This window comes from Gordonia hydrophobica NBRC 16057, from assembly GCF_001592365.1.
Lineage (GTDB): Bacteria > Actinomycetota > Actinomycetes > Mycobacteriales > Mycobacteriaceae > Gordonia > Gordonia hydrophobica.
This window is the reverse complement of sequence record NZ_BCWU01000007.1, coordinates 145,094-165,831: the sequence shown is the minus strand read 5'-3', so window position 1 is coordinate 165,831 and position 20,738 is coordinate 145,094. Positions and strand designations below refer to the sequence as shown.

The window sequence follows — 20,738 nt, the reverse complement described above, 5'->3', positions numbered from 1 at the left end:
CAGATGACCGACAACGAACGCACGCCGCAGCCCGACGATCCGACCGAGCCCGGCGCCGATGCCGCGGTGCCGGAGGACGCCGCGGCGCCGTCGCCGGCCGACGGTCCGACCTCGGAGATCACTCACCCGGAGAGCGCTCACTCGGCGAGCACCCCGCAGGCGAGCCCCATGCCGGAGAGCCCCCGGTCGGAGAGCCCCATGACGGACAGCACCGAGCCGCCGACTCCGGAGCCCTTCGTCGACGACGCGCCGACCGGTGAGGTGGTGACGGGACCGGTGCGCTACACGCCCAGCCCCGCCACGCAGGCGTATTCGCGGACCGCGAAGCCCGGCACCAAGCAGATGGACGCGCTCGACTCCAGTGCGTTCGAGCCCATCCCGACAGAGCCGCCCGCTCCGCCGTCCGGCCCGGTGCTGACTGCACCGATGACGAAGAAGAAGCGGGGACGCGGGCGGACCATCGGATTGATCCTGGCGGCGGTCGTCCTGCTCGTGGTGATCGCCGGGGTGGGCTCCGAGTTGTACATCCGCAACAAGGTGACGAGTTGTCTGCAGACGTCGTTCGACAACCTCACCGGAACCGGCACCGACGTGTCGGTGTCGCGTCGGCCGATGCTGCTGTCGATGATCGACGGCGACGTGCCGTGGGTGCAGGTCGACACCAACTCCGACGGCGGCACCACCATGCGACTGCACGCTCGTGCCGAGGGCATCAGCACCGACGGCGGCACCGTGCAGAGCTTGAACGGCAACGGTTTCCTGCCGTACCAGCGGATCAAGGAACTGAGTCAGGGAGACGGCCAGAGCAGCTCGCCCATCGAGTCCATCACCGCGGACCCGTCGGCGGGAACGTTGAAGATCTCGACGACGGTCACCCTGGCGATCATCCCGGTCCCGGCCACCGTCACGTTGAAGCCCGTGCTCAAGGACGGGGCGGTGACCTTCACAGTGGAAGAAGCGACTGCGCTGGTCTTCGGCGTCCCGAAGGACTTCGCTCAACCGATCGTCGACCGGGTCACCACCGCCATGTTCGGCCCGCTGTTCAAGCAGATCCAGGTCAGCAAGCTCGACGTCGGTCAGAACGGCATCGACTTCGCCTTCTCGGGCTCGGACGTCAACCTGAAGTCCGCGGCCGAGAGCACGGGCGACTCGAGCAGCGGAGGCTGCACGGCGTAGCTCTGCTGCGGCAGCGGCCTACTCGGGGAAACCGTCCAGCACGGCGCGGGTTCCGGACAGGCCGAGGCGCGACGCCCCCGCGGCGATGAGCTCGGCGGCGAACTCGGCCGTCCGAATGCCGCCGCTCGCTTTGACCCCGACGGTCGGGCCGACGGCTGTGCGCATCACCTCGATCGCGCGCACGCTCGCCCCGCCCGCCGGGTGGAAGCCCGTCGAGGTCTTGACGAAGTCGGCGCCCGCCTCCACTGCACGGCGGCACACATGGGCGAGGCCGTCCTCACCCACCGCATCGAGCAGCACTGCGGATTCCACGATGACCTTCAGGACGTGCTCGTGGCCGATGGCCTCGCGGACGGTGAGGACGTCGCCGAACACCTCGTCGTACTTCCCCTCGGCAGCGGCGCCGACGTCGATCACCATGTCGATCTCGTCGGCGCCGGTGTCGACGGCCAGGCGCGCTTCGGCCGCCTTCACCAGCGAGTGGTGCTTACCGGAGGGGAATCCCGCGACGACGCAGGTCTTGGCGGCGCCGGTGTCGATCGGCAGCATCGACGGCGAGAGGCAGATGGCGTAGACGCCCAGTTCCAGCCCCTCGGCGACGGTGGCTTCCGCGTCGGCGCGGGTGGCCTCGGGCTTGAGGATCGTGTGGTCGACCATCGCGGCGACAGCTGCTCGGGTCAGGTTGGTGTTCGTCACGAATTCGAGCTTGGCACACTGAGACGGGTGAGCAACTCCCAGATCTCCTCCTCCGACGGCGAACGCCGCTTTGTTCTGACCCTCGGCTGCCCCGACCGCACCGGCATCGTCGCCGCGCTCGCCGGATTCCTCACCGGTGTCGGTGGGTGGATCACCGAGGCCGCGTACCACTCGGACCCGTCGACCGGATGGTTCTTCACCCGGCAGGCGGTCCGTGCGGACTCCGTCGCGATGCCGGTCGAGGAGTTCCGGGGCCGCTTCGCGGAGGTCGCGGCGATGTTCGGGCCGGAGGCCGAGTGGAGTGTCACCGATTCCGGCGCCGAGAAGTCGGTGGTGCTGCTGGTGAGCAAGGACAGTCACTGTCTCACCGACATCCTGTCGCGCGCCGAGCGCGGCGACTTCCCGGCACAGGTCAGTGCTGTCGTCGGCAACCACCGCGACCTGGAAGCGCTGACGACCCGGTTCGGCGTCCCGTTCCATCACGTGCCGTTTCCCAAGGAGGGCAAGGCTGAGGCCTTCGCCGAGGTGCAGCGGATCGTCGAAGGCTACGACCCGAATGCGATCGTCCTCGCGCGCTTCATGCAGATCCTGCCCGCCGACCTCTGTGAGGCGTGGGCCGGTCGGGCGATCAACATCCACCACAGCTTCCTGCCGAGCTTCGTCGGCGCTCGGCCGTACCACCAGGCGTTCGATCGCGGGGTGAAGCTGATCGGCGCCACGTGCCACTATGTGACCGCCGACCTCGATGCCGGCCCGATCATCGAGCAGGACGTCAGCCGCATCGATCACGGCTACTCCGCTGCCGACATGGTGAGCCAGGGCCGCGACATCGAGACCCTGGTCCTGGCCCGCGGCGTCCGGTGGCACCTGGAGCACCGCGTGCTGGTCCACGACCGGAAGACGGTCGTCTTCCAGTAGAAGGACCGTTTGTCGACGACGGCTCCCTACAGGCCCAGATCCTTCGCGATGATCGTCTTCATGATCTCGGTGGTGCCGCCGTAGATGGTCTGGATGCGCGCGTCGACGAAGGCGCGCGACACCGGATACTCGCGCATGTAGCCGTAACCGCCGTGCAGTTGCAGACAGCGATCGGCGGTGCGGACCTGGAGTTCGGTGGTCCACCACTTCAACTTGGCGGCGCGTGCGGCGGTGAGCTCACCCTCGACATGCTGGGCGAGGCAGTCGTCGAGGAAGGTGCGTGCCAGGTCGAGCTCGGTGGCGAGCTCGGCCATCACGAACTGGGTGTTCTGGAAGCTCCCGATCGGGGAGCCGAAGGCACGACGCTGCGCGACGTACTCGCGGGTGGCGGCGAAGACGCCCTCCGCGGCGGCCACGGCGCCGACCGACAGTGACAACCGCTCCTGTGGCAGATTTCGGACCAGGTGGTAGAAGCCGTCGCCCTCCTCGCCCAGCCGGTTGGCGACGGGTACGCGCATGTCTGTGAACGCGAGTTCGCTGGTGTCCTGCGCGTGCAGTCCGATCTTGTCCAGGTTGCGACCGCGGTCGAAACCCGGGGTGTCAGCGTCGACCACCAGCAACGACAGTCCCTTGTGCCGATCCGCGCCGGTCCGCACCGCGACCACGAACAGCGTTCCGTTCTGCCCGTTCGAGATGAACGTCTTGGCGCCGTTCACCACATAGTGGTCGCCGTCGCGCACCGCGGTGGTGGCGATCCCGGCGAGGTCGCTGCCGGTGCCGGGTTCGGTCATCGCGATGCCGAGCACCGTCTCGCCGGAGACCACGCCGGGGAGCCAGCGGGCCTTCTGCTCGGCGGTGGTCAGGTCGGTCAGATACGGGAGCACGACGTCGTTCTGCAGCGAGAACGCGATCGCGGCGGCGGCGGCGCCGACGCGTGCCACCTCGTCGACGACGATCGCGTGATAGCGGAAGTCGTCGACGCCCGGGCCCCCGAACTCCTCCGGGACGGGGAAGCCGAGCAGCCCGTGCGCGCCGGCGTCGGTGAACATCGATGCCGCGAGGCGTCCCGACTGCTCCCACGACTCGTGTCGGTCCGCGATGCGGGAGGCGACGAAGCTGCGGGCCAGGTCGCGGAACTGCCGGTGCTCGTCGTGGTAGGTCACGCTCATGCCAGATCCTTCAGGGAGGTGAAACGGCCGGCCGCGAGGTCGTCGCGTGCCTGCTCGGTGGCCTTGTAGTGCAGTTTCTTGCCCGTCGCCGACACCGGAAGCTGTTCGACGAAGCGGTAGGCGCGCGGCCGCTTGAACGACGACAGCATCGGATGCGCCCGGCAGTGGGCGTCGAGGTCCGACGCGGTCGGCGGGGTGTCGGCGTCGGGCACCACATAGGCCACCACCAACTGCCCCCACTCGTCGTCGGCCACGCCGACGACCAGGGAGTCGGCGACGCCCGGGTGGGCGTTGAGGGCTTCTTCCACCTGCACGGGATGGACGTTCTCGCCACCCGAGATCAGCATGTCGTCCTTGCGGCCGACGATGGTCACGAACTCGTTCTCGTCCCAGGTCGCGAGATCGCCGATGTACAGCCAGCCGTCGCGGAACTTGGCGGCGTCCTGCTCGGGATTGTCGTAGTACTGCCCGGCGCCCTTCGGCGAACGGATCGCGACCTCGCCGACGGTGGTCCCGTCGCGCGGGACGGTGTCGCTCGGATCGGCCAGACCGTCGTCGCGCACGGCGACCACGGCGACGTCGTCGTCGATGCACGCGCGGCCCGCGGTCCCGGCCATGTCCGGGAGGTCGCCGGGGCGCAGGAAGGTGTTCCAGAAGCCCTCGGTGCTCCCGTACCCGTTGAAGATCCGCGGGTTGAGGACGTCCTGGTAGTGCAGTGCGGCGTCGCGTTCCAGCGGAGCCCCCATCGTGACCAGCCCCTTCAGTGTGGAGAGGTCGCGCGGGCGAGTCTCTTGGGCGCGGGCGAGCATCGCGAGGTTGGTCGGGGCGCCGATGAGGAAGGTCAGGCCGAACTGCTCCACCAGGTCCAGCGTGCGGTCGGCGTCGAAGGCGCGCAGCGGCACCAGGGAACTGCCGAGGTAGAACGTGGGATTCGGTCCCGCGCAGTACAGGCCGCCGCGGTGGAACCACGGCGTCATGTTCAGCGTCTTGTCGTCGGGGGCGAGCGGGAAGTGCATGATCACGTCGTGCGCGCTGAACACCTCGATCATGCTGTTCATCGGCACGGCCTTGGGCATGCCGGTGGTGCCCGAGGTGAACAGGCGCGTGGTCTCGTCCCAGACGGTGCGAGTCGGCGGCGGGGGCGTGGCACCGGGAGTCGGGAGGTCGCGGTAGCGCAGGACGACGCTGCCGGTCGGTGCCGCGATCGGCTCGCCGTCGCCCACCGCGATGATCACCGCCGGCGTGTGCGTGGCGTGCTCCAGTGCTGCGGCGGCCGTCTCGCCGAGCGCGGTGTCGTAGACGTAGACCCGCGGGCGGGTGGAGCCGAGGACGAACGCGGTCTCCCCGGCGGCGAGCCGGAAGTTCATCGGTGCGCCGACGGCCGCCGCGGCCTGGGTCGCGAGGTAGAGCTCCGCGAACTCCGGACCGTTGAACAACTGGTAGGCCACCACGTCGCCCGGGCCGACGCCGGCGGAGATGAGTCCGGCGGCGAGGGCGTCGACGCGGGCGCCGAGTTGGGCGTAGGTGATCGTCTCGCCGGTGTCGGCGAGCTGCATGGCGGGCCGGTCGGCGAATCGGTGGACGTTGCGGCGGAAGCCGTTCAGATAGGTGAAGTCGTTCTCGAAGTACTCGCGGTAGGCGCGGGCGTCGTACGTATAAGACATGATCGAGGCTCCTTGGTGAACTGCTGCGGTCAACCGGCCATGGTGAGGCCGCCGCTGACGCTGATCACCTGGCCGGTGATGAACGACGCGGCGTCGGAGGAGAGGAAGACGACGGGGGCGGCGACCTCGTCGGGACGCGCGAGTCTGCGGAACGGGATCGCGCGGATGAGCGCCTCCTGCAGCTTCTCGTCCTGTGCGCGGAACAGCGGGGTGTCGGTGGGGCCCGGGCAGACGCAGTTCACATTGATGGCGTACCGCGCCATCTCCCTGGCGAGCGACTTCGTCAAGGCGATGACGCCGCCCTTGGCGCCCGCGTAGATGGTCTCGCCCGCGCTGCCGACGCGGCCCGCGTCGCTGGCGACGTTGACGACCCTGCCGCCGGACTCGGAGTCGACCATCCCGGGCAGAAATGCGCTGCACAGGTTGACCGGGCCCAGGTAGTTGATGGCGACGACCTTCTCGGCGAACTCGGGAGTCGCGTTGAGGAACTTGTCGGTGCGGTCCCAGCCCGCGGCGTTGACCAGCACGTTCGGTACGCCGACGTCGGCGTTGACCCGGTCGCGGAGGGCGTTCACCTGGCCGGCGTCGGCGACGTCGACGCCCATGGCGTGGATGCGTCCGGCCGGTCCCTGTTCAGCGGTGGCGGTGGCGGAATCGAGGTTCAGATCGGCGGCGACGACGGTGTCGCCGCGGTCGGCGAGGGCCAGGGCGATGGCGCGGCCGATGCCCGAACCGGCGCCGGTGACGACGGCGATGGAAGAGGTGGTCATGGTGGTGGCTCCTGGTCGGTGATCGGGTCAGGCGGTGGGGGCGGCGGACGGGAAGGCGGGCGCCCGCTTCTCGCGGAGCGCGGTATAGCCCTCGACCACGTCGGGCGCCATGAAGCCGAGCATCTCGTAGGCGGCGGACTGATCGAAGATCGGACCGGCGTTGCGAATCCAGTTGTTGAGGGACTTCTTGGTCCACCGGATCGCATTCTGTGAGCCGGTCGCCATGACCTCGGCGATGCGAAGTGCTTCGTCGAGCACCTCGTCGCGCGGCAGCACCTTGGTCACCAGACCGATCCGCTCGGCCTCGACGCCGTCGATCATCTCGCCGGTCATCAGGTAGTACTTGGCCTTCGGCATGCTGGTCAGCAGTGGCCAGACAATCGCCGCGTGGTCGCCCGCCGCGACGCCCAACTTCACGTGGCCGTCGCCCAGTTTCGCGTCCTGCGCGCACACGGAGATGTCGGAGAGGAGCGCGACGACAGTGCCTGCGCCGACGGCGACGCCGTTGATCGCGGAGACCACCGGCTTGGCGCAGTCGACGATGCCGTAGACCAGGCGGCTCATCTCGTCGAGCATCGCGGCGACGCGGTCGTGGTCGCCCGCCATGGCCTCGACCATCGCGAGATCGCCGCCGGCGGAGAAGGCCTTGCCCGCACCGGTCACGACCACGACGCGGGTCTCCGGGTCGGCGGAGATCTCGGGGAACACCCGCGCCAACTCTGCGTGCATCACCTCGTTGGTGGCGTTGTACTTGTCGGGACGGTTGAGCGTCATCAGCAGGACGCCGTTGTCGCGACGCTCGAACAGAAGATGCTGGTAATCGGAGAAGTTCATGGGATCGTCCTTGCCTCGGGTGCCGGGTCAATGCAAAATGAAGATGTATTCACTAGTGATGAACATAGATTCATTTCACTCGACGCGCAAGGGGTCCGAGCGATTCGATGAATATTCGTTCATCTACCGTGATGAGGTAACCGGACCGGAGGAGGCATCATGTCCGACGTTCTCGATCCCGACGTCGCCGCCAAGCAGGCGCGCGCCGCACACCGCTCCCGACAACTGCTCGACGCCGCGGCGCGACTGATGGAGAAGGCGGGGTCGGAGGCGGTCTCCATGCAGGCGCTCGCCACCGAGGCCGGGGTCAGCGTGGGCCTGATCTACCGCTACTTCGGGTCTAAGGACGACGTCCTGCTCGCCGTCATCACCGACGTCCTCACGCAGTTCGAGGCGCAGGTGCCCGCGGCGATCGCGGCGGCGGGCGACGACCCGGTGCGACGCGTCGCAGCGGCGTTCGGCGCGTACTGCCGCGTCATCGACTCACGTCGCCACGCCGCGCTGCTCACGTATCGCGAGAGCAATGCGCTGGCGCCGGACGGGCGCAGACAGATCAAGGATCTGGAACTGCTCACCATCGAACCGCTGCAGCAGGCCATCGCCGACGGCATCGCCGACGGCCTGCTGGTCGCACCGCATCCGGAGCTGGTGGCCTACAACCTGCTCCTCCTGGCCCATGCGTGGGCGCTCAAGCACTGGTACTTCGAGCGGACCCTCGACATCGAGGCGTACATCAGCGCTCAGCTCGCGCTGTCGCTCCGCGCCCTCGTCGCGCCGGAGCACGTCGACGACTACGCCGATCTGCTGGGCGCTCCTACCCCGTCTTGATGTTGCGGCGCGACGTCGCCTGGTCGCGCGGGCGAACGACGATCTGATCGAGGTTCACGTGCGACGGCCGCGAGGCGGCGAAGGAGACGAGTTCGGCGATGTCGTCGGCGACCATCGGAGTCAGTCCGTCGTAGACCGCGTCGGCCCGATCGGCGTCGCCGTCGAACCGGACGAGGGAGAACTCGGTCTCCACCATGCCCGGGCAGATCTCGGTGAGGCGGATCGGCTTGCCGATCAGTTCCAGCCGCAGGGTGCGGTGCAGGACGCCCTGCGCGTGCTTGGCGGAGGTGTAGCCCGCGCCGTTGTCGTACACCTCGAGCGCGGCGGTGGAGGTGATGGTGACGATCAGGCCGTCGCCCGATGCCTCGAGCTTCGGCAGCAGGGCTTTGGTGATGCGCAGGGTGCCGACCACGTTGGTCTCCCACATCCAGCGCCAGTCCTCCAGATTGGCCTCGGAGACGGTCGCCAGCCCCTTGGCGCCGCCCGCGTTGTTGACCAGCACGTGCACCTGGTCGAGGGTGGCGACGAACCGCTCGACGGAGGCGGCGTCGGTGACATCGAGGTACATTGCGCGGCCGCCGATCTCGGCGGCGAGCGCCTCCACCCGGTCGATGCGGCGGGCGCCGAGCACCACCTCGAAGCCGTCCCGGGCGAGGCTGCGAGCGGTGGCGGCGCCGATGCCCGAGCTCGCCCCCGTCACGACTGCGATCTTGCCGTTTCCGCTGACTGAATTCCCAGGTGCGCTCATGGGTTCAGCTTAGTGGTGGGGTCAACGCGGAGACGTTGCCAGACTCACGGCGGCCGCAGTGATCGCAGTCACGACCGGCTGATATGTTCGAGCCCATGACCACCGGCGGCGTCGTACCCGCGCCCCTTCACTTCGGAACCGGCCCCGCCGCAGCCGTCCTCAACGCGATTCGGGTCGGTGCGCCCGCCACCCGCGATCAGCTCGTCACCGACACCGGACTGTCGGCGGCTACGGTCAACCGCCAGGTGAATGCGCTCCTCGACGCAGGTCTGGTGGTGGAGCGTCCGGACCTGTTGAACCACACCGGCGTCGGGCGCCCGAAGTTACCGCTCACGCTCGACCGCGATCGCTATTGCGTCGCTGGAATGCACGTCGGCGCCCGCCGGACCGAACTGGTGATCGCGGACATCGGCGGCCGCACTCTCTACAGCCACGCGATCCGGACCAAGGAACTCACCTCCGCCGACGCTGACACCGCGGTGCGACGCCTGTGCGATCTGCTGCGCGAGCTCGCCGCCCGCTTCTCCGGACGACGCGTCCTCTGGGGTGGCGCCGCGATCGGCGGGGTGGTCGACGACGCCACCGGCGTCGTCGATCACCCGATCCTCCGGTGGGAACGGCAGCCGCTCGGGCAGCGACTGCATACCGCGCTCGGCGTGCCGATCTCGGTGTCCGAGCACGTGCAGGCGATGGCCGCGGCCGAGTTGCTGCTGTCGTCGACCGTCGCGCGCAGCGGTTCCAGCCTGTTCTTCTACGCGCGCGAGACGGTCGGGATGGCGATGATCATCGACGGCGATGTTCACCAGCCTGCCCGCGGCGCCGGCACCATTGCGCGGCTGCCGGTGCAGCCCGGTGTCCTGGACACCGAACCCGTGGCCTCCCTGCAGAGCGTCATCGGCACCGCGGCGACCAAGGCCGCTGCCGCGCGTCTCGGGGTCGACACGTCGGCCGGTGCCGTCGCCGACGACCGCGCCCGCGTCCTCGGCGAAGCCGTCGCCATGATGCGCGACGTCCTCAACCCCGACGAGATCGTGGTGGCCGGCGATGCGTTCTCCGCTCACCCCCATGGCCTGGAACCGGTCCAGGCCGCGTTCGACGCGGCGACGAACCAGCCGCAACCGCTGGAGATCCTGCCGACCTGCTTCGGAGTGCAGGTCCCGGAAGCCGGTGCGGTGGCCGTCGCGTTGTCGGCGGTGTACGCCGACCCGCTGGGGGTCGTGGGGGAGTAGGGCCGACTACTCCAGCGCGAACGCGCGGCGGGCATTGTCGGTGAGGAATGCCGCGCGGGTGGCATCGTCGAGCTGAAGCTCGTCGAGACCGACGAGGCAGTCGGCGGCAGGCCACGCCGGGGAGTTGGACCCGAACAGCACCTTGCGACGTCCGTGACCGCGGAGATAGTCGACGAGCTCTGCGGGGTAGCGAGTCGCCTTGTACGCCGAGGTGTCGATGTAGACGTTCGGGTACTTCGTCGCCAACGAGATCATCTCGGCCGTCCACGGAGCCCCCGTGTGTCCGCCGACGATACGGAGGTCGGGGAACTCCAACGCGACATGATCCAGGTAGGGGATGGGACGCCCCGGCTCGGACGGGGCGAGCGGCCCGGTGTGCCCGACCTGTGTGCAGAAGGTGATGTCGAGATCGCAGCACGCCGCGTACAGCGGATAGTAGCGCCGATCGTCGGGCGGTAGATCCCAGAGCCAAGGCAGGATTCGCAGGGCCTTGGCGCCGTGGTGCTCGACAGCGCGCCGCAACTCGGTGACCGCGTGCATCGGGCGTCGAAGGTCGACCGAGGCGACCATGGAGAACCGCTCTGGGTGTGCTGCGACGATGGCACCGACCTCGTCGTTGCTGATCATCGGGCCTGCAGGCGAGTACCACGCGTTGAGCATGGCCATCTGCACGCCGGCGCGATCCATGTGGTCGAGCGTCCAGGACACGGGTACCTCATGGTCCGGGATCGTGCCCTGCGACCAGCGGCGCAGCGAGTCGAACAGGGGGCTCGCGAGCCAGCGGGCTGTCGGATGCTGCATCCACGCGTCAATGATGGTGCCGGTCATGGCATTCCCTCTCGGTGCTGGGACGGGTGTGGTCATCGCGTCGACTCCGGGGCGGTTCACGCCGTCGGCTCCGGGACCGTGTCCTGGTCGGCCGGCTGTGGTTCGGCTGATTCCAGGGCTCGGTTCTGTGTTTCGGGTAGCGCGAATGCGCATGCGAGGCTCACGATTCCGAATCCGGTCAGCATCCAGCCGACGGAGTTGCTGTCGAACCTTGCCATGAGCTCTGCTGCGAGCATCGGCGCGGTGCCGCCGCCGAGCACCCCCGCGATGGCGTACGCCATGCCTGCGCCGGTGTACCGGTACTCCGTCCGGAACATCTCGGGCAACAGGGCGCCTGCGGGTCCATACGAGATGCCCATGATCACCAGAGCCAGACTCAGTCCAGCGAGGAAGGCGGCGGGTGAACCCGTGTTGAGAAGCGGGAACAGGATCAGACCACCGGGAATGGCGAGGGCGCACGAGGCGATGACCATGGTTCGCCGTCCGATGCGATCGGAGAACATCGCGGAGAAGACGATCGACGCACAGAACGCGAGTGCAGCGACGAATCCCAGTGACAACACTGTCCCGCGGCTCAATCCCAAGGTCGCCGTACCGTAGTTGGTCAGGTAGGCGGTACCGACATAGAAGAAGGCGAACATCATCGCCAGCGCGCCGGATGCCAGGAGCAGCTCACGCGGCTGATTCTTGAAGACTCCGACGAGCGGACCGACCGACGACGTGCGTGCCGCCAGGGACTGACGAGCGAAGACCGGTGTCTCCTCGACGTTGAGTCGTACGTACAGTCCGATCAGGACCAGCAGGGCGCTCGCGATGAACGGGATCCGCCAGCCGTAGTTGATGAAGGCTTCCGACTCCTCGCCGATGAACATGTTGACGAGGAGGAACGTGGCACTCGACAGGGCGAAGGCGATGGCCGGTCCCAGCTGCGGAAAGACTGCGTACAGGCCACGTTTCGCCTTCGGCGCGTACTCGGTGGCCAGCAGAGTGGCGCCGGCCCACTCGCCGCCGACCGCCAGTCCTTGAGCGATGCGCAAGGCGATCAAGACCAGCGGTGCGGCGATGCCGATGGTGTCGGCGCTCGGCAGGCAGCCGATGAGCACAGTCGCGACGCCCATGAGGAGCAACGTGCTGATGAGCGTCTTCTTACGGCCGATGCGATCGCCGAAGTGCCCGAACAAGGCGGCGCCCAAGGGACGAGCGATGAAGGCGACGGCGAAGGTCGCGAACGAGGCCACCGTGCCGGCCGCTGAACCCAGCGCCGGGAAGAACACCTGGGGAAAGACCAGCGCCGCCGCGGTGCCGTAGACGAAGAAGTCGTAGAACTCGATGGTGGTGCCGGTGCAGCTGGCGAACGCGACACGCCGCATGGACGTGGTCGGCGGTCGTGGGGCGGAATCGACGGATTCGGACATGATTCTCCTCTGTGTGATTGCGCTCGACGTCACGAGACGTCGAGAAACACTGCGAGAAGTGTGAGGGCAGTTACACCGCGCTGGAACCCTAGAAAGTGGGTCGGCGGCCACGGTGCCCACCTTCGGAGGTACGCATCGGCGGCAGCCGGCGAACGTCGAACTGGAATCATCAGATGAGGCCTTGCTCGCGCGCGGCGGTGATCGCCTGCACCCGGTTGCTGACATGCAGTTTGCGCATGGCGTTCTTCAGATACGACTTGACGGTGTTGGGGAGCAGGCCGAGGGCGTCAGCGACTTCCCGGTTGCTCAGCCCGCGTGAGACCTCGCGCAAGACATCGATCTCGCGGGGCCGCAGGAGAGGCTGGACGGTCGATCGATCCGGCGCGACGCTCGGTGCAAACCGATCGCCGACCGCCTGCAGTCGAGCCTTGACCGACTCGTCGTCGATGGCGTCGGCGAGGTCGTTCAGCTCGCGGGCGATGTCGAACAAGTCGCCGCGCGTCAAGGCGGGGTAACCGTTCGCCTGCTGGAGAAGTGACAATCGGCGCTGTACCTCGTCGTCGACGGCGAGATCTCGTTCGATGCGGCGAACAATGGGGCTGAACGTGTCGAACCAGCGATCGCCCAAGCTGACCTGGGCGCGGGCGCCCAGATAGATCAGCAGTCGCGGCGCACGCTCGACGACGATCGGCAGGGCGGTCAACGTCTGAAGTGCTTCCGGTCGGACCGCATGGTCGTAGATGTGTGTGATGCCTTCGGCGGTGACGTAGTCGGCCACCATGACCGGACGGCCCAGCACCAGGGCTTTTCCGCCGAGACCCTCGCCCTTGTGAACCACGAGATTTGCCGCGGAGCGGGTCCGAGCGCCGTTGAGCGCGGTGATCTCCATCGCCACCGACCCACGCCGGACCGGTCCGCCGAAGACCATGTCCATGCTGGTGCGCTGACGAAACGCGTCCAGCGCCCGAGCCAGGACCCGGCCGTCCTCAGCAGGCGATTCATACAACCGAGCCATCACGTCTCTCCTCGTCAGGTCAGGTGTCACTCACGGTAGTGACAGCTGTCACAGCATGTAAACGGCTGTACCCCCGAATGGGGGTACGGCTGTCGTCGACCCACCTTCGGAGGTGTTCGACGTCGCGGTCAGCCATCACAGTGGGGCCGAAGGAATGGAGGATGTCCCATGACACCCAGCGTGACCACCGGAGCAACAGACCAGCCGTTGCTCGACATGACCATCGGCGACAATTTCGATCAGACCGTCTCGCAGTTCGGCGCCCGCGAGGCGATCGTCGACGTCAGCAGTGCCCGGCGGCTGACCTACGACCAACTCCACCTCGAGGTCGACAGCCTGGCGAAAGCACTGATCAACGACGGCGTCGGGGTCGGCGACCGGGTCGGCATCTGGGCGGTCAACTGCGTTGAATGGGTGGTGGTGCAGTTCGCGACGGCCAAGGTCGGGGCCATTCTGGTCAGTGTCAATCCCGCCTACCGGGAGCATGAGGTCGAGTACGTCCTCCATCAGTCCGGCATCCGGATGTTGTTTGCCCACAGGGTGTTCCGGTCCTCGGACTATGCCGGAATGCTCGACGCCGTCGGGCCGCGCTGCGCGCAGTTGGAGCACATCGTGTACTTCGACGACGAGAGTTGGGACCGCCTCCTCGCGCGCGGACGTCAGGTGGCCGACCACGTCGTCGCCGAGGTCCAGGCCAGCCTGTCGCCGAACGATCCGATCAACATTCAATACACCTCGGGGACCACGGGATTCCCGAAGGGCGCCACCCTGTCGCACCGCAACATCCTCAACAACGGATTCTTCGTCGGCGAACTCCTGGGGTACACCCCCGACGACCGCATCTGTGTTCCGGCGCCGTTCTATCACTGCTTCGGCATGGTGATGGGCAACCTCGGCGCCAGCAGCCACGGGTCGTGCGTCGTGATCCCGTCGCCGACATTCGACCCGGACCTGACGTTGCGCGCCTGTGCCGAGGAACGGTGCACCTCGCTCTACAGCGTCCCCACGATGTTCATCAGGATGCTCAACGTCGACGATTTCGCCGGTTATGACCTGACGTCGCTGCGCACCGGAGTGATGGCTGGATCCCCGTGCCCGGTGGAGGTGATGAAGAAGGTCACGCAGTGGGTTCCGGAGGTCGCCATCGCCTACGGCATGACCGAGACGTCTCCGGCCTCCCTGCAGACCCGCCCGGACGACTCGATCGATCGGCGCGTCTCCACACTCGGGCGGGCGCACCCGCATGTCGAGATCACGATCGTCGATCCCGACAGCGGCGCCGTCGTACCGCGCGGGCAGTCCGGTGAACTCTGCGTCCGCGGATACCTGGTGATGCTCGGCTACTGGAACCAGCCGGAGAAGACCGCTGAGGCCATCGACGCCGACGGCTGGATTCACACCGGCGACCTGGCCGCGATGGACGACGACGGCTACGTGAGCATCACCGGGCGGATCAAGGACGTCGTGCTGCGCGGAGGAGAGAACATCTATCCGCGAGATCGAGGAGTTCCTGTACACCCATCCCGACATCCTCGACGCCCAGGTGATCGGGGTTCCGGATGAGCAGTACGGGGAAGAGATCATGGCGTGGATACGCCTCCGACCAGGCGTTCCCGAGCTCGATGTGCCGGCGCTGCGCGAGTTCTGTCGCGGCAGGCTGGCGCAGTACAAGGTGCCCCGCTACGTGCACTGCGTCGACGAGTTTCCGATGACTGTGACCGGCAAGGTCCGCAAGGTGGCGATGCGCGAGCAAGCCAAAGAACTGCTTGATCTCTGATCATTCGCACCGCTGAACGTCAGTACCAACCAACGAGAGGAACTCCATGAGCTGGAGCATCGAGCGACGCGGTCGCGTCGCCGTCGTGACCATGAACACCAATGAGGTCAACGCGCAGAACAGAGCATTCTTCGCTGATCTTCACGAAGCCTTCGATCGACTCGAGAGGGAGCATCCCGAGTCGCCGGTCGTCTTGACCGGCATCGGCTCGAGGTTCTCCGCCGGTCTGGACCTCGACGAACACTTCCGCTTGTTCGCCGGCGAACGCGACGCCGTCGCGGACTGGTTCACCGACTACCGTGCGACCAACATGCGGCTGTTCACCTACCCGCGTCCCACCGTCGCAGCGGTCAACGGTCACGCCTTCGCCGGCGGACTCATCACGGCCGCAGTCTGCGACCGCCGTATCGTCGTCGACGAACCGACGTCACGCTTCGGAATCAACGAAGTGAACATCGGCATCCCGATGCCTGCGGTGTACCTGCGAATGCTCGCCTACGCGTGGGGCGATCCGGTGGCTGCACGCACGTGCCTCCAGGGCGAGATCTTCACCACCGAGCAGGTCCACGAGATGGGAATCATGCACGAGACGGCACCTGCCGGCGCATTGATCGAGCGTGCCGTCGCGATCGCTGAGCTCACACCGGAAGACTGCCTTGAGCAGTACGCCTACACCAAACGGGCGCTGCAGGCGCCGGCGCTTCGTGACATCGCCGCGCTGGCCGATCCGCACGACCGTGACGGTCTCGCGGACGGGATGACCAGCGACGATGCGCGTCACGCCCATCGCCGCTACTGGCAGGAACTCAAAGGCCGACCGGCGCACTGGTGAACAAAGACGGTGCCGTCACCCGTGCCCGGTGCGCGCCGTCGTTCGTCGACTGAACCTCAGCCTCGCAGCGCCGCGATCGTCTCCAACACCGCGGCGACGCCGTCGGTGTCGGCGACGCGGTACTGCGCGGCGGTCTCGCCGCCGCCGACCTTCACGCCGACGTCGCCGTCGCGCAGGTGGGCGAAGGCCTTCTCGTCGGTGACGTCGTCGCCGATGTAGAAGACGGCGTCGACGCCCATCGCGGCGCGGAGGCGGTCGAGGGCGTGGCCCTTGCTGGTTTCGATGACGGCCAACTCGATGACCATCTTCCCGTTCGTCACGTGCACGCCGTCCCAGCTCGCCGGTCCGGCTTGCGCGAGTTCCAGGGCGCTGACGGCGTTCTCGTGGCTCGCCATCCGCGTGTGCAGGGTGACGCTGGCCGGTTTGCGCTCCACCGAGGTGCCGGGGAACCGATCGCTGATCGAGGTGAACTCCGCGACGATCCGCTGCAGCAGTTCCTCCTGTGCAGGACTGATCGCGGTCTCGAAACCGTCGGCGAACTCGGCGCCGTGACTGCCGACCAGGGTCAGATTCGCGCTCGCACCCGACAGGGACTGCAGGTCGACGCGGGCACGGCCGGAGATGAGCGCGGCCTGCGTCAGCGGCGCGACGGCCGCGGCCTCGAGCGCGGCCATCGACCGAGGATCAGGGCGGGCATCCTCGGGGCGGGACACGATCGGTGAGACGCAGCCGTCGAAATCCGAGGCGACCAGCACGCTGGTCCGCGCGGCGAAGACCTCGAGCGCAGTGACCAGCGCGTCGTCGAGCACCGTCTCGCTCATCGTTCGCCGGCCAGGGTGTCGAGGAAGGCTTGGGCCCACTGGTCGACGTCGTTGGTCATCACCTGATCGTGCAGCGCCTGCATTCGTTTGCCGCGAACGTCGGCGGGATCGGTCGCCGCTGCCTCGATGGCGTCGTCGACACTGCGCTCGTCGTACGGGTTGACCAAGTAGGCCTCGGTGAGTTCGGCGGCCGCACCGGTGAACTCCGACAGGACGAGGGCCCCGCCGAGGTCGTCGCGCGAGGCGATGTACTCCTTCGCGACCAGATTCATCCCGTCGCGCAGCGGGGTCACCAGGCAGACGTCGGCGGCGCGGAAGTAGGCGAGGAGTTCGTCGCGTGGCACCGGCTTCAACAGGTAGCGGACCGGCGGATGGTCGACGGTCCCGTAGGTGCCGTTGATGTGGCCGACGGTCTGCTCGATCCGATTCCGGATGTCGATGTAGCTGTCGACGCGCTCGCGGCTCGGGCTCGCCAACTGCACCAGCACCGTCTTCGCGGGATCGAGACGACCGGCGGCGAAGAGTCGTTCCAGGCCGGCGAGCCGGACGTCGATGCCCTTGGTGTAGTCGAGGCGGTCGACGCCCAGCATCACGATGTCGGGGTCGCCGAGTTCGGCGCGGATCTGCGCGGCACGATCGCCGGTGGCTGCCGCGTTCGTCGCGACGGTCGCCGAATCGATCGAGATCGGGAACGACCCGACCTTCACCGTGCGGCCGTCGTAGTCGACGGTGCCGTAGCCGTCGCGGATGCCGACGGCGTCACGCGAGGCGTCGGCGTGCAGGAACCGTCGGACCAGCGACAGGAAGTTCTCCGCGCCGCCCGGCAGATGGAAGCCGATGAGGTCGGCGCCCAGGAGCCCTTCCAGGATCTCGGTGCGCCACGGCAGCTGGCTGAACAGTTCCCGCGGCGGGAACGGGATGTGCAGGAAGAAGCCGATCGACAGATCCGGTCGGAGTTCGCGGAGCATCGCCGGAACCAGCTGGAGCTGATAGTCCTGCACCCACACCGTCGCCCCCTGAGCCGCAGCACGCGACGCGGCTTCCGCGAACCGGCGGTTCACACGGACATAAGTGTCCCACCAGTCGTGGCGGTACTCGGGCTTCACGAGCACGTCGTGGTACAGCGGCCACAGTGTGGCGTTCGAGAAGCCCTCGTAGTAGTCGGCGATCTCGTCGCCGCTCAACGGAACGGCATGGATGTCGATGCCGTCGACGTGCGGGTTCTCGTCCGAGTCAGGGATGCCGGACCACCCCACCCAGGCACCCGTACGGGAAGCGAGGGTGGGGGTCAGCGCGGTCACCAATCCGCCGGGAGCGCGCTTCCACACGGTGGAACCGTCGGGAAGCACACGCTTGTCGACGGGGAGTCGATTTGCGACGACGACGAAACTCGCACCCGCCGCAGGGTGCCCTCCGGGCGAAGTCATCCCTCAGGCGGTCTCGCCCGGGGCGATGCCCAGCATCGAGAAAAGCATCCGGCACTCGTCAGCGTCGGTGGCGTATGCGGCCACCACGCGGCGGGCCTGATGGGCGGTCTCGTCGGCCACCGGCTCCAGCTCGTCGTCTTCGGCGATGTCGGTCGTCTTTGCTGCCATGCGGGGGATTCTACCTGAGCGAACCGGGTAGTTCGCGGCGTGCTCCGCTCATCAGGACCGCGGTCCGATTAGGGGTGTCTCCTCAATCCCTGCCGAGACCCGGACAAGGATTGAGGAGGCACATCAGGCGTGGCGAGCTGCGTTCGCGACGATCGCGTCGCGCACATACTGCGCCAGTCCGGGCTCGAGGTCGTCGTACGTCGCCGTGAACCGCGGGTCGCTCACGTACATGTCGCCGAGGCAGACGTGGAACTGGTGACTGCAGTCGTAGAAGCGGTCGTTGATCTGTCGTCGCGCCTCCTCCGCCGCGTCCATCGCAGTCTCACTCGACGCGGGCGCGCCGGAGCGCTTGGCCGCCACGAAGGCGGCGTTGATCGCGTCGGTCTCCTCCTTCACCGCCTGCCAGTCCGCCTTGGTGAACCTCGCGGTCCGCTCGGCGGACTGCTTCCAGGCGTCGGTGTCGCCCCACCGCTGCTGTGCCTCGTCCTGGTACTCGTCCTTGAAGCCGTCGCCGAAGATCTCTCGCATGTCGGCGTCGGTCGCCGGTCGCCCTGTCATTTCTCTCTCCATCGCTCGATCGATGGCCGAGACGAGTTCGGTCAGCTCGCCCAGCCGGGACATGACGGCGGCGCGCTGCCTCCGGAGATGAGCGACCGGGTCGTCGTCTCCGTCGAGCAGCGCCGCGATCTCGTCCAGCGGCATCTCGAGCCGCCGGTAGAGGACGATGCGCTGCAGGCGGGCGACGTCGTCCTCGGTGTAGAGGCGATATCCCGCATGCGTGCGCGTCGTCGGCGACAGCAGTCCGATCCGGTCGTAGTGGTGCAGGGTGCGCACCGTGACTCCGGTCAGGTCCGCGAGCCTGCCCACCGTCCAGGTGGAGGCTCGCCGGCTGCTGTTCGCGTCGCTGGTCACCGTCATGTCTTCCAGCGTGGAGGCTTACGTCGCGTGAGGGTCAAGCGGTCGAGCCGATTCTCGCGTCGCGGGATCCGCGGAGGAATCAATCCCGCAGGCAGGGTGGGGCGTTTCAGGGTGCGGGCGATGAACTCGCCCAACGTGACGCCCGCCGCGATGGAGCAGCCGATGGTGATCGCCGTCGCGAGCTCCCGGAAACCGGGGATGGTCTGCTCGCTCATCACGCCGTACAGGCCGCGATACATTGCGAGGCCGGGCAACAGCGGGGTGATGCCCGAGACCGCCACGACCAGCGGCGGCACCAGGGCACGACGTGCGGCCAGACCACCGAGGAGGCCGACGAGGACGGCGGCCAGCGCACTCGCCACGATCGAACCCGCCGACGTGAACGACAACGCGCTCACCACGCCCGACGCGAGCATGCCCGCGCCGAGTGCGACCGGGATGGCGCGTCGTTCGGCATAGCTGGCCGCCGCGAACGCACCCGCGGCGAGCGCGCCGCCGATCAGGCTCGGAATGGGATTGGACGGACCGAACGGCGAGCTGGTGCCGAGTGGCGGCAGGACCACGCCCATCGTCTCGACGGTTCGGATCGCCAAGGCGACGCCCGCGAGGATGCCGCCGGTCATCAGCACCACTTCGGAGAAGCGTGCCGTTCCGGTGATGGGGGCGCCGGTGATCGCGTCCTGCACCGAGCCCACCAACGACAACCCGGACAGCAAGACCACGATGCCCGCTGCGACGATCTGCGACGGTGCGAAGTCCAGATGCAGTGGTTCGCGCCAGTGATAGAGCGCCGCTGCAGGTAAGACGGCGATGAAACCACCCAGCATCTGTTGAAAGAAGATGGGCGTGCCGATTCGCGCCAGGCGACGGTTGATCGCGACGATCACGATGGTGGTGAGGAACGACGTCGTGCCGACGATCGGGGTGCCGCCGAGCAGGATCGAGATGCCCAACGCCATGACGCCCCACGACAGGTTCGCGACCCAGTATGGGTACGGATGCGGTGCGCTGGTGATGCCGTCGACGATGCGGTGCGCGGTGCCGGGCGTGATCGCCAACTGGCGGATGCGTCGGACCAGGCGGTCGACGTGGGCGAGTCGGGTGAAGTCGAGCGACCGGTAGTGCACGGTGCGGACCGTGGTGACCGGCGGCAGCGTGGGGCCGCGTCGGGCGCTGATGTGAATGGTGTTGAACGTGACGTCCACTTCGACGTCCTCGAGGCCGTAGATGCCCGCGACGAACTCGATCTGGCTCAGCGTGTCGGTGGCGCCGGTGCCGGAGTCGAGGAGGACCGCGCCGATCCGCGCCGCGAGGTCGAGGACTTCGGTGATCGCCCCCTCGTCGTCGAGCGGGATCGGTTTGCGGGGTGCGACGACGATGCTGCCCGGCTCGATGGTGTCGATCGTCGCTGTGGCCTCACCGAGGACCTTGCTCAGTCCTCGCTGGAACACACCCTTCAGTTGCACCGTGCCTCCTCACTGGATCGTCGTGGAAATGCTGCGCTG

At 67.7% G+C, this 20,738-nt stretch carries 19 protein-coding genes and 1 pseudogene; 6 read left to right on the top strand and 14 right to left on the bottom strand.

What is annotated here, in order from left to right; translation table 11 throughout:
- Positions 1-3: 3 nt before the first annotated feature.
- Positions 4-1,176: an LmeA family phospholipid-binding protein gene (locus GH2_RS13305; protein ID WP_066168844.1), complete on the top strand. Its 1,173-nt coding sequence runs from the start codon at positions 4-6 to the stop codon at positions 1,174-1,176.
- An 18-nt stretch (positions 1,177-1,194) separates the two neighbouring features.
- Here the strand turns inward: GH2_RS13305 and deoC are convergent, their stop codons facing one another.
- On the bottom strand, positions 1,195-1,872 hold the full coding sequence (deoC, locus tag GH2_RS13300) for a deoxyribose-phosphate aldolase (RefSeq protein WP_066168841.1): 678 nt from the start codon (positions 1,870-1,872) through the stop codon (positions 1,195-1,197).
- Between the two features lie 27 nt (positions 1,873-1,899).
- Here deoC and purU point away from each other — a divergent pair, with 27 nt between their 5' ends.
- Positions 1,900-2,790, top strand: a complete 891-nt coding sequence (gene purU, locus GH2_RS13295) for a formyltetrahydrofolate deformylase (protein WP_066168839.1) — start codon at positions 1,900-1,902, stop codon at positions 2,788-2,790.
- A 26-nt stretch (positions 2,791-2,816) separates the two neighbouring features.
- On the opposite strand, the gene GH2_RS13290 is transcribed toward purU, so the two are convergent.
- From GH2_RS13290 to GH2_RS13275, 4 genes are read right to left on the bottom strand one after another with little or no spacing between them, the layout of a single operon-like run.
- Positions 2,817-3,959, bottom strand: a complete 1,143-nt coding sequence (locus GH2_RS13290; RefSeq protein ID WP_066168836.1) for an acyl-CoA dehydrogenase family protein — start codon at positions 3,957-3,959, stop codon at positions 2,817-2,819.
- On the bottom strand, positions 3,956-5,623 hold the full coding sequence (locus GH2_RS13285) for a class I adenylate-forming enzyme family protein (RefSeq protein WP_066168833.1): 1,668 nt from the start codon (positions 5,621-5,623) through the stop codon (positions 3,956-3,958). The genes GH2_RS13290 and GH2_RS13285 overlap by 4 nt, the downstream gene beginning before the upstream one ends.
- Before the next feature lie 29 nt (positions 5,624-5,652).
- Positions 5,653-6,393 (bottom strand): SDR family NAD(P)-dependent oxidoreductase, encoded by a 741-nt coding sequence (locus GH2_RS13280; protein ID WP_066168831.1) that lies wholly within the window; start codon positions 6,391-6,393, stop codon positions 5,653-5,655.
- 27 nt (positions 6,394-6,420) lie between these two features.
- Positions 6,421-7,227 (bottom strand): enoyl-CoA hydratase/isomerase family protein, encoded by an 807-nt coding sequence (locus tag GH2_RS13275; RefSeq protein WP_066168828.1) that lies wholly within the window; start codon positions 7,225-7,227, stop codon positions 6,421-6,423.
- Positions 7,228-7,386: 159 nt separating this feature from the next.
- Here GH2_RS13275 and GH2_RS13270 point away from each other — a divergent pair, with 159 nt between their 5' ends.
- Positions 7,387-8,055 (top strand): TetR/AcrR family transcriptional regulator, encoded by a 669-nt coding sequence (locus GH2_RS13270; RefSeq protein WP_066168826.1) that lies wholly within the window; start codon positions 7,387-7,389, stop codon positions 8,053-8,055.
- Here GH2_RS13270 and GH2_RS13265 read toward each other — a convergent pair.
- A complete protein-coding gene (locus tag GH2_RS13265) occupies positions 8,042-8,803 on the bottom strand; it encodes an SDR family oxidoreductase (protein WP_066168823.1) in 762 nt (253 codons plus the stop codon). The two genes, GH2_RS13270 and GH2_RS13265, sit on opposite strands and share 14 nt — an antisense overlap.
- 95 nt (positions 8,804-8,898) lie before the next feature.
- On the opposite strand from GH2_RS13265, the gene GH2_RS13260 reads away from it, so the two are divergent.
- The gene (locus tag GH2_RS13260) at positions 8,899-10,032 is read left to right on the top strand and encodes an ROK family transcriptional regulator (protein ID WP_066169204.1); all 1,134 of its coding nucleotides are present in this window, start codon (positions 8,899-8,901) and stop codon (positions 10,030-10,032) included.
- 6 nt (positions 10,033-10,038) lie between these two features.
- On the opposite strand, the gene GH2_RS13255 is transcribed toward GH2_RS13260, so the two are convergent.
- The 3 genes from GH2_RS13255 to GH2_RS13245 all read right to left on the bottom strand — a co-directional run bounded on the left by GH2_RS13255 (position 10,039) and on the right by GH2_RS13245 (position 13,290).
- Positions 10,039-10,860, bottom strand: coding sequence for an amidohydrolase family protein (locus GH2_RS13255; RefSeq protein ID WP_066168820.1), 822 nt, complete (start codon positions 10,858-10,860; stop codon positions 10,039-10,041).
- Positions 10,861-10,916: 56 nt separating this feature from the next.
- Entirely contained in the window at positions 10,917-12,275 is a 1,359-nt protein-coding gene (locus GH2_RS13250) for an MFS transporter (RefSeq protein ID WP_066168817.1), read from the bottom strand.
- Between the two features lie 169 nt (positions 12,276-12,444).
- On the bottom strand, positions 12,445-13,290 hold the full coding sequence (locus GH2_RS13245) for a helix-turn-helix transcriptional regulator (protein WP_066168814.1): 846 nt from the start codon (positions 13,288-13,290) through the stop codon (positions 12,445-12,447).
- A 168-nt stretch (positions 13,291-13,458) separates the two neighbouring features.
- Here GH2_RS13245 and GH2_RS13240 point away from each other — a divergent pair.
- Both GH2_RS13240 and GH2_RS13235 read left to right on the top strand, forming a co-directional pair.
- Positions 13,459-15,067, top strand: a pseudogene (locus GH2_RS13240) (AMP-binding protein).
- 46 nt (positions 15,068-15,113) lie between these two features.
- On the top strand, positions 15,114-15,899 hold the full coding sequence (locus GH2_RS13235) for an enoyl-CoA hydratase/isomerase family protein (protein ID WP_066168810.1): 786 nt from the start codon (positions 15,114-15,116) through the stop codon (positions 15,897-15,899).
- A gap of 56 nt (positions 15,900-15,955) precedes the next feature.
- Here GH2_RS13235 and otsB read toward each other — a convergent pair whose 3' ends face one another.
- From otsB to GH2_RS13215, 5 genes are all read right to left on the bottom strand, one after another.
- A complete protein-coding gene (gene otsB, locus GH2_RS13230; protein WP_066168807.1) occupies positions 15,956-16,720 on the bottom strand; it encodes a trehalose-phosphatase in 765 nt (254 codons plus the stop codon).
- Positions 16,717-18,147 carry an alpha,alpha-trehalose-phosphate synthase (UDP-forming) gene (locus tag GH2_RS13225; protein WP_066168805.1) on the bottom strand — a complete coding sequence of 477 codons (1,431 nt, stop codon included), beginning with the start codon at positions 18,145-18,147 and terminating at the stop codon, positions 16,717-16,719. The genes otsB and GH2_RS13225 overlap by 4 nt, the downstream gene beginning before the upstream one ends.
- 3 nt (positions 18,148-18,150) lie before the next feature.
- Positions 18,151-18,315 (bottom strand): hypothetical protein, encoded by a 165-nt coding sequence (locus tag GH2_RS21765; RefSeq protein ID WP_169802456.1) that lies wholly within the window; start codon positions 18,313-18,315, stop codon positions 18,151-18,153.
- Between the two features lie 123 nt (positions 18,316-18,438).
- The gene (locus GH2_RS13220) at positions 18,439-19,233 is read right to left on the bottom strand and encodes a MerR family transcriptional regulator (protein WP_066168802.1); all 795 of its coding nucleotides are present in this window, start codon (positions 19,231-19,233) and stop codon (positions 18,439-18,441) included.
- On the bottom strand, positions 19,230-20,693 hold the full coding sequence (locus GH2_RS13215) for a threonine/serine exporter family protein (protein WP_066169201.1): 1,464 nt from the start codon (positions 20,691-20,693) through the stop codon (positions 19,230-19,232). The genes GH2_RS13220 and GH2_RS13215 overlap by 4 nt, the downstream gene beginning before the upstream one ends.
- Between the last annotated feature and the right edge of the window lie 45 nt (positions 20,694-20,738).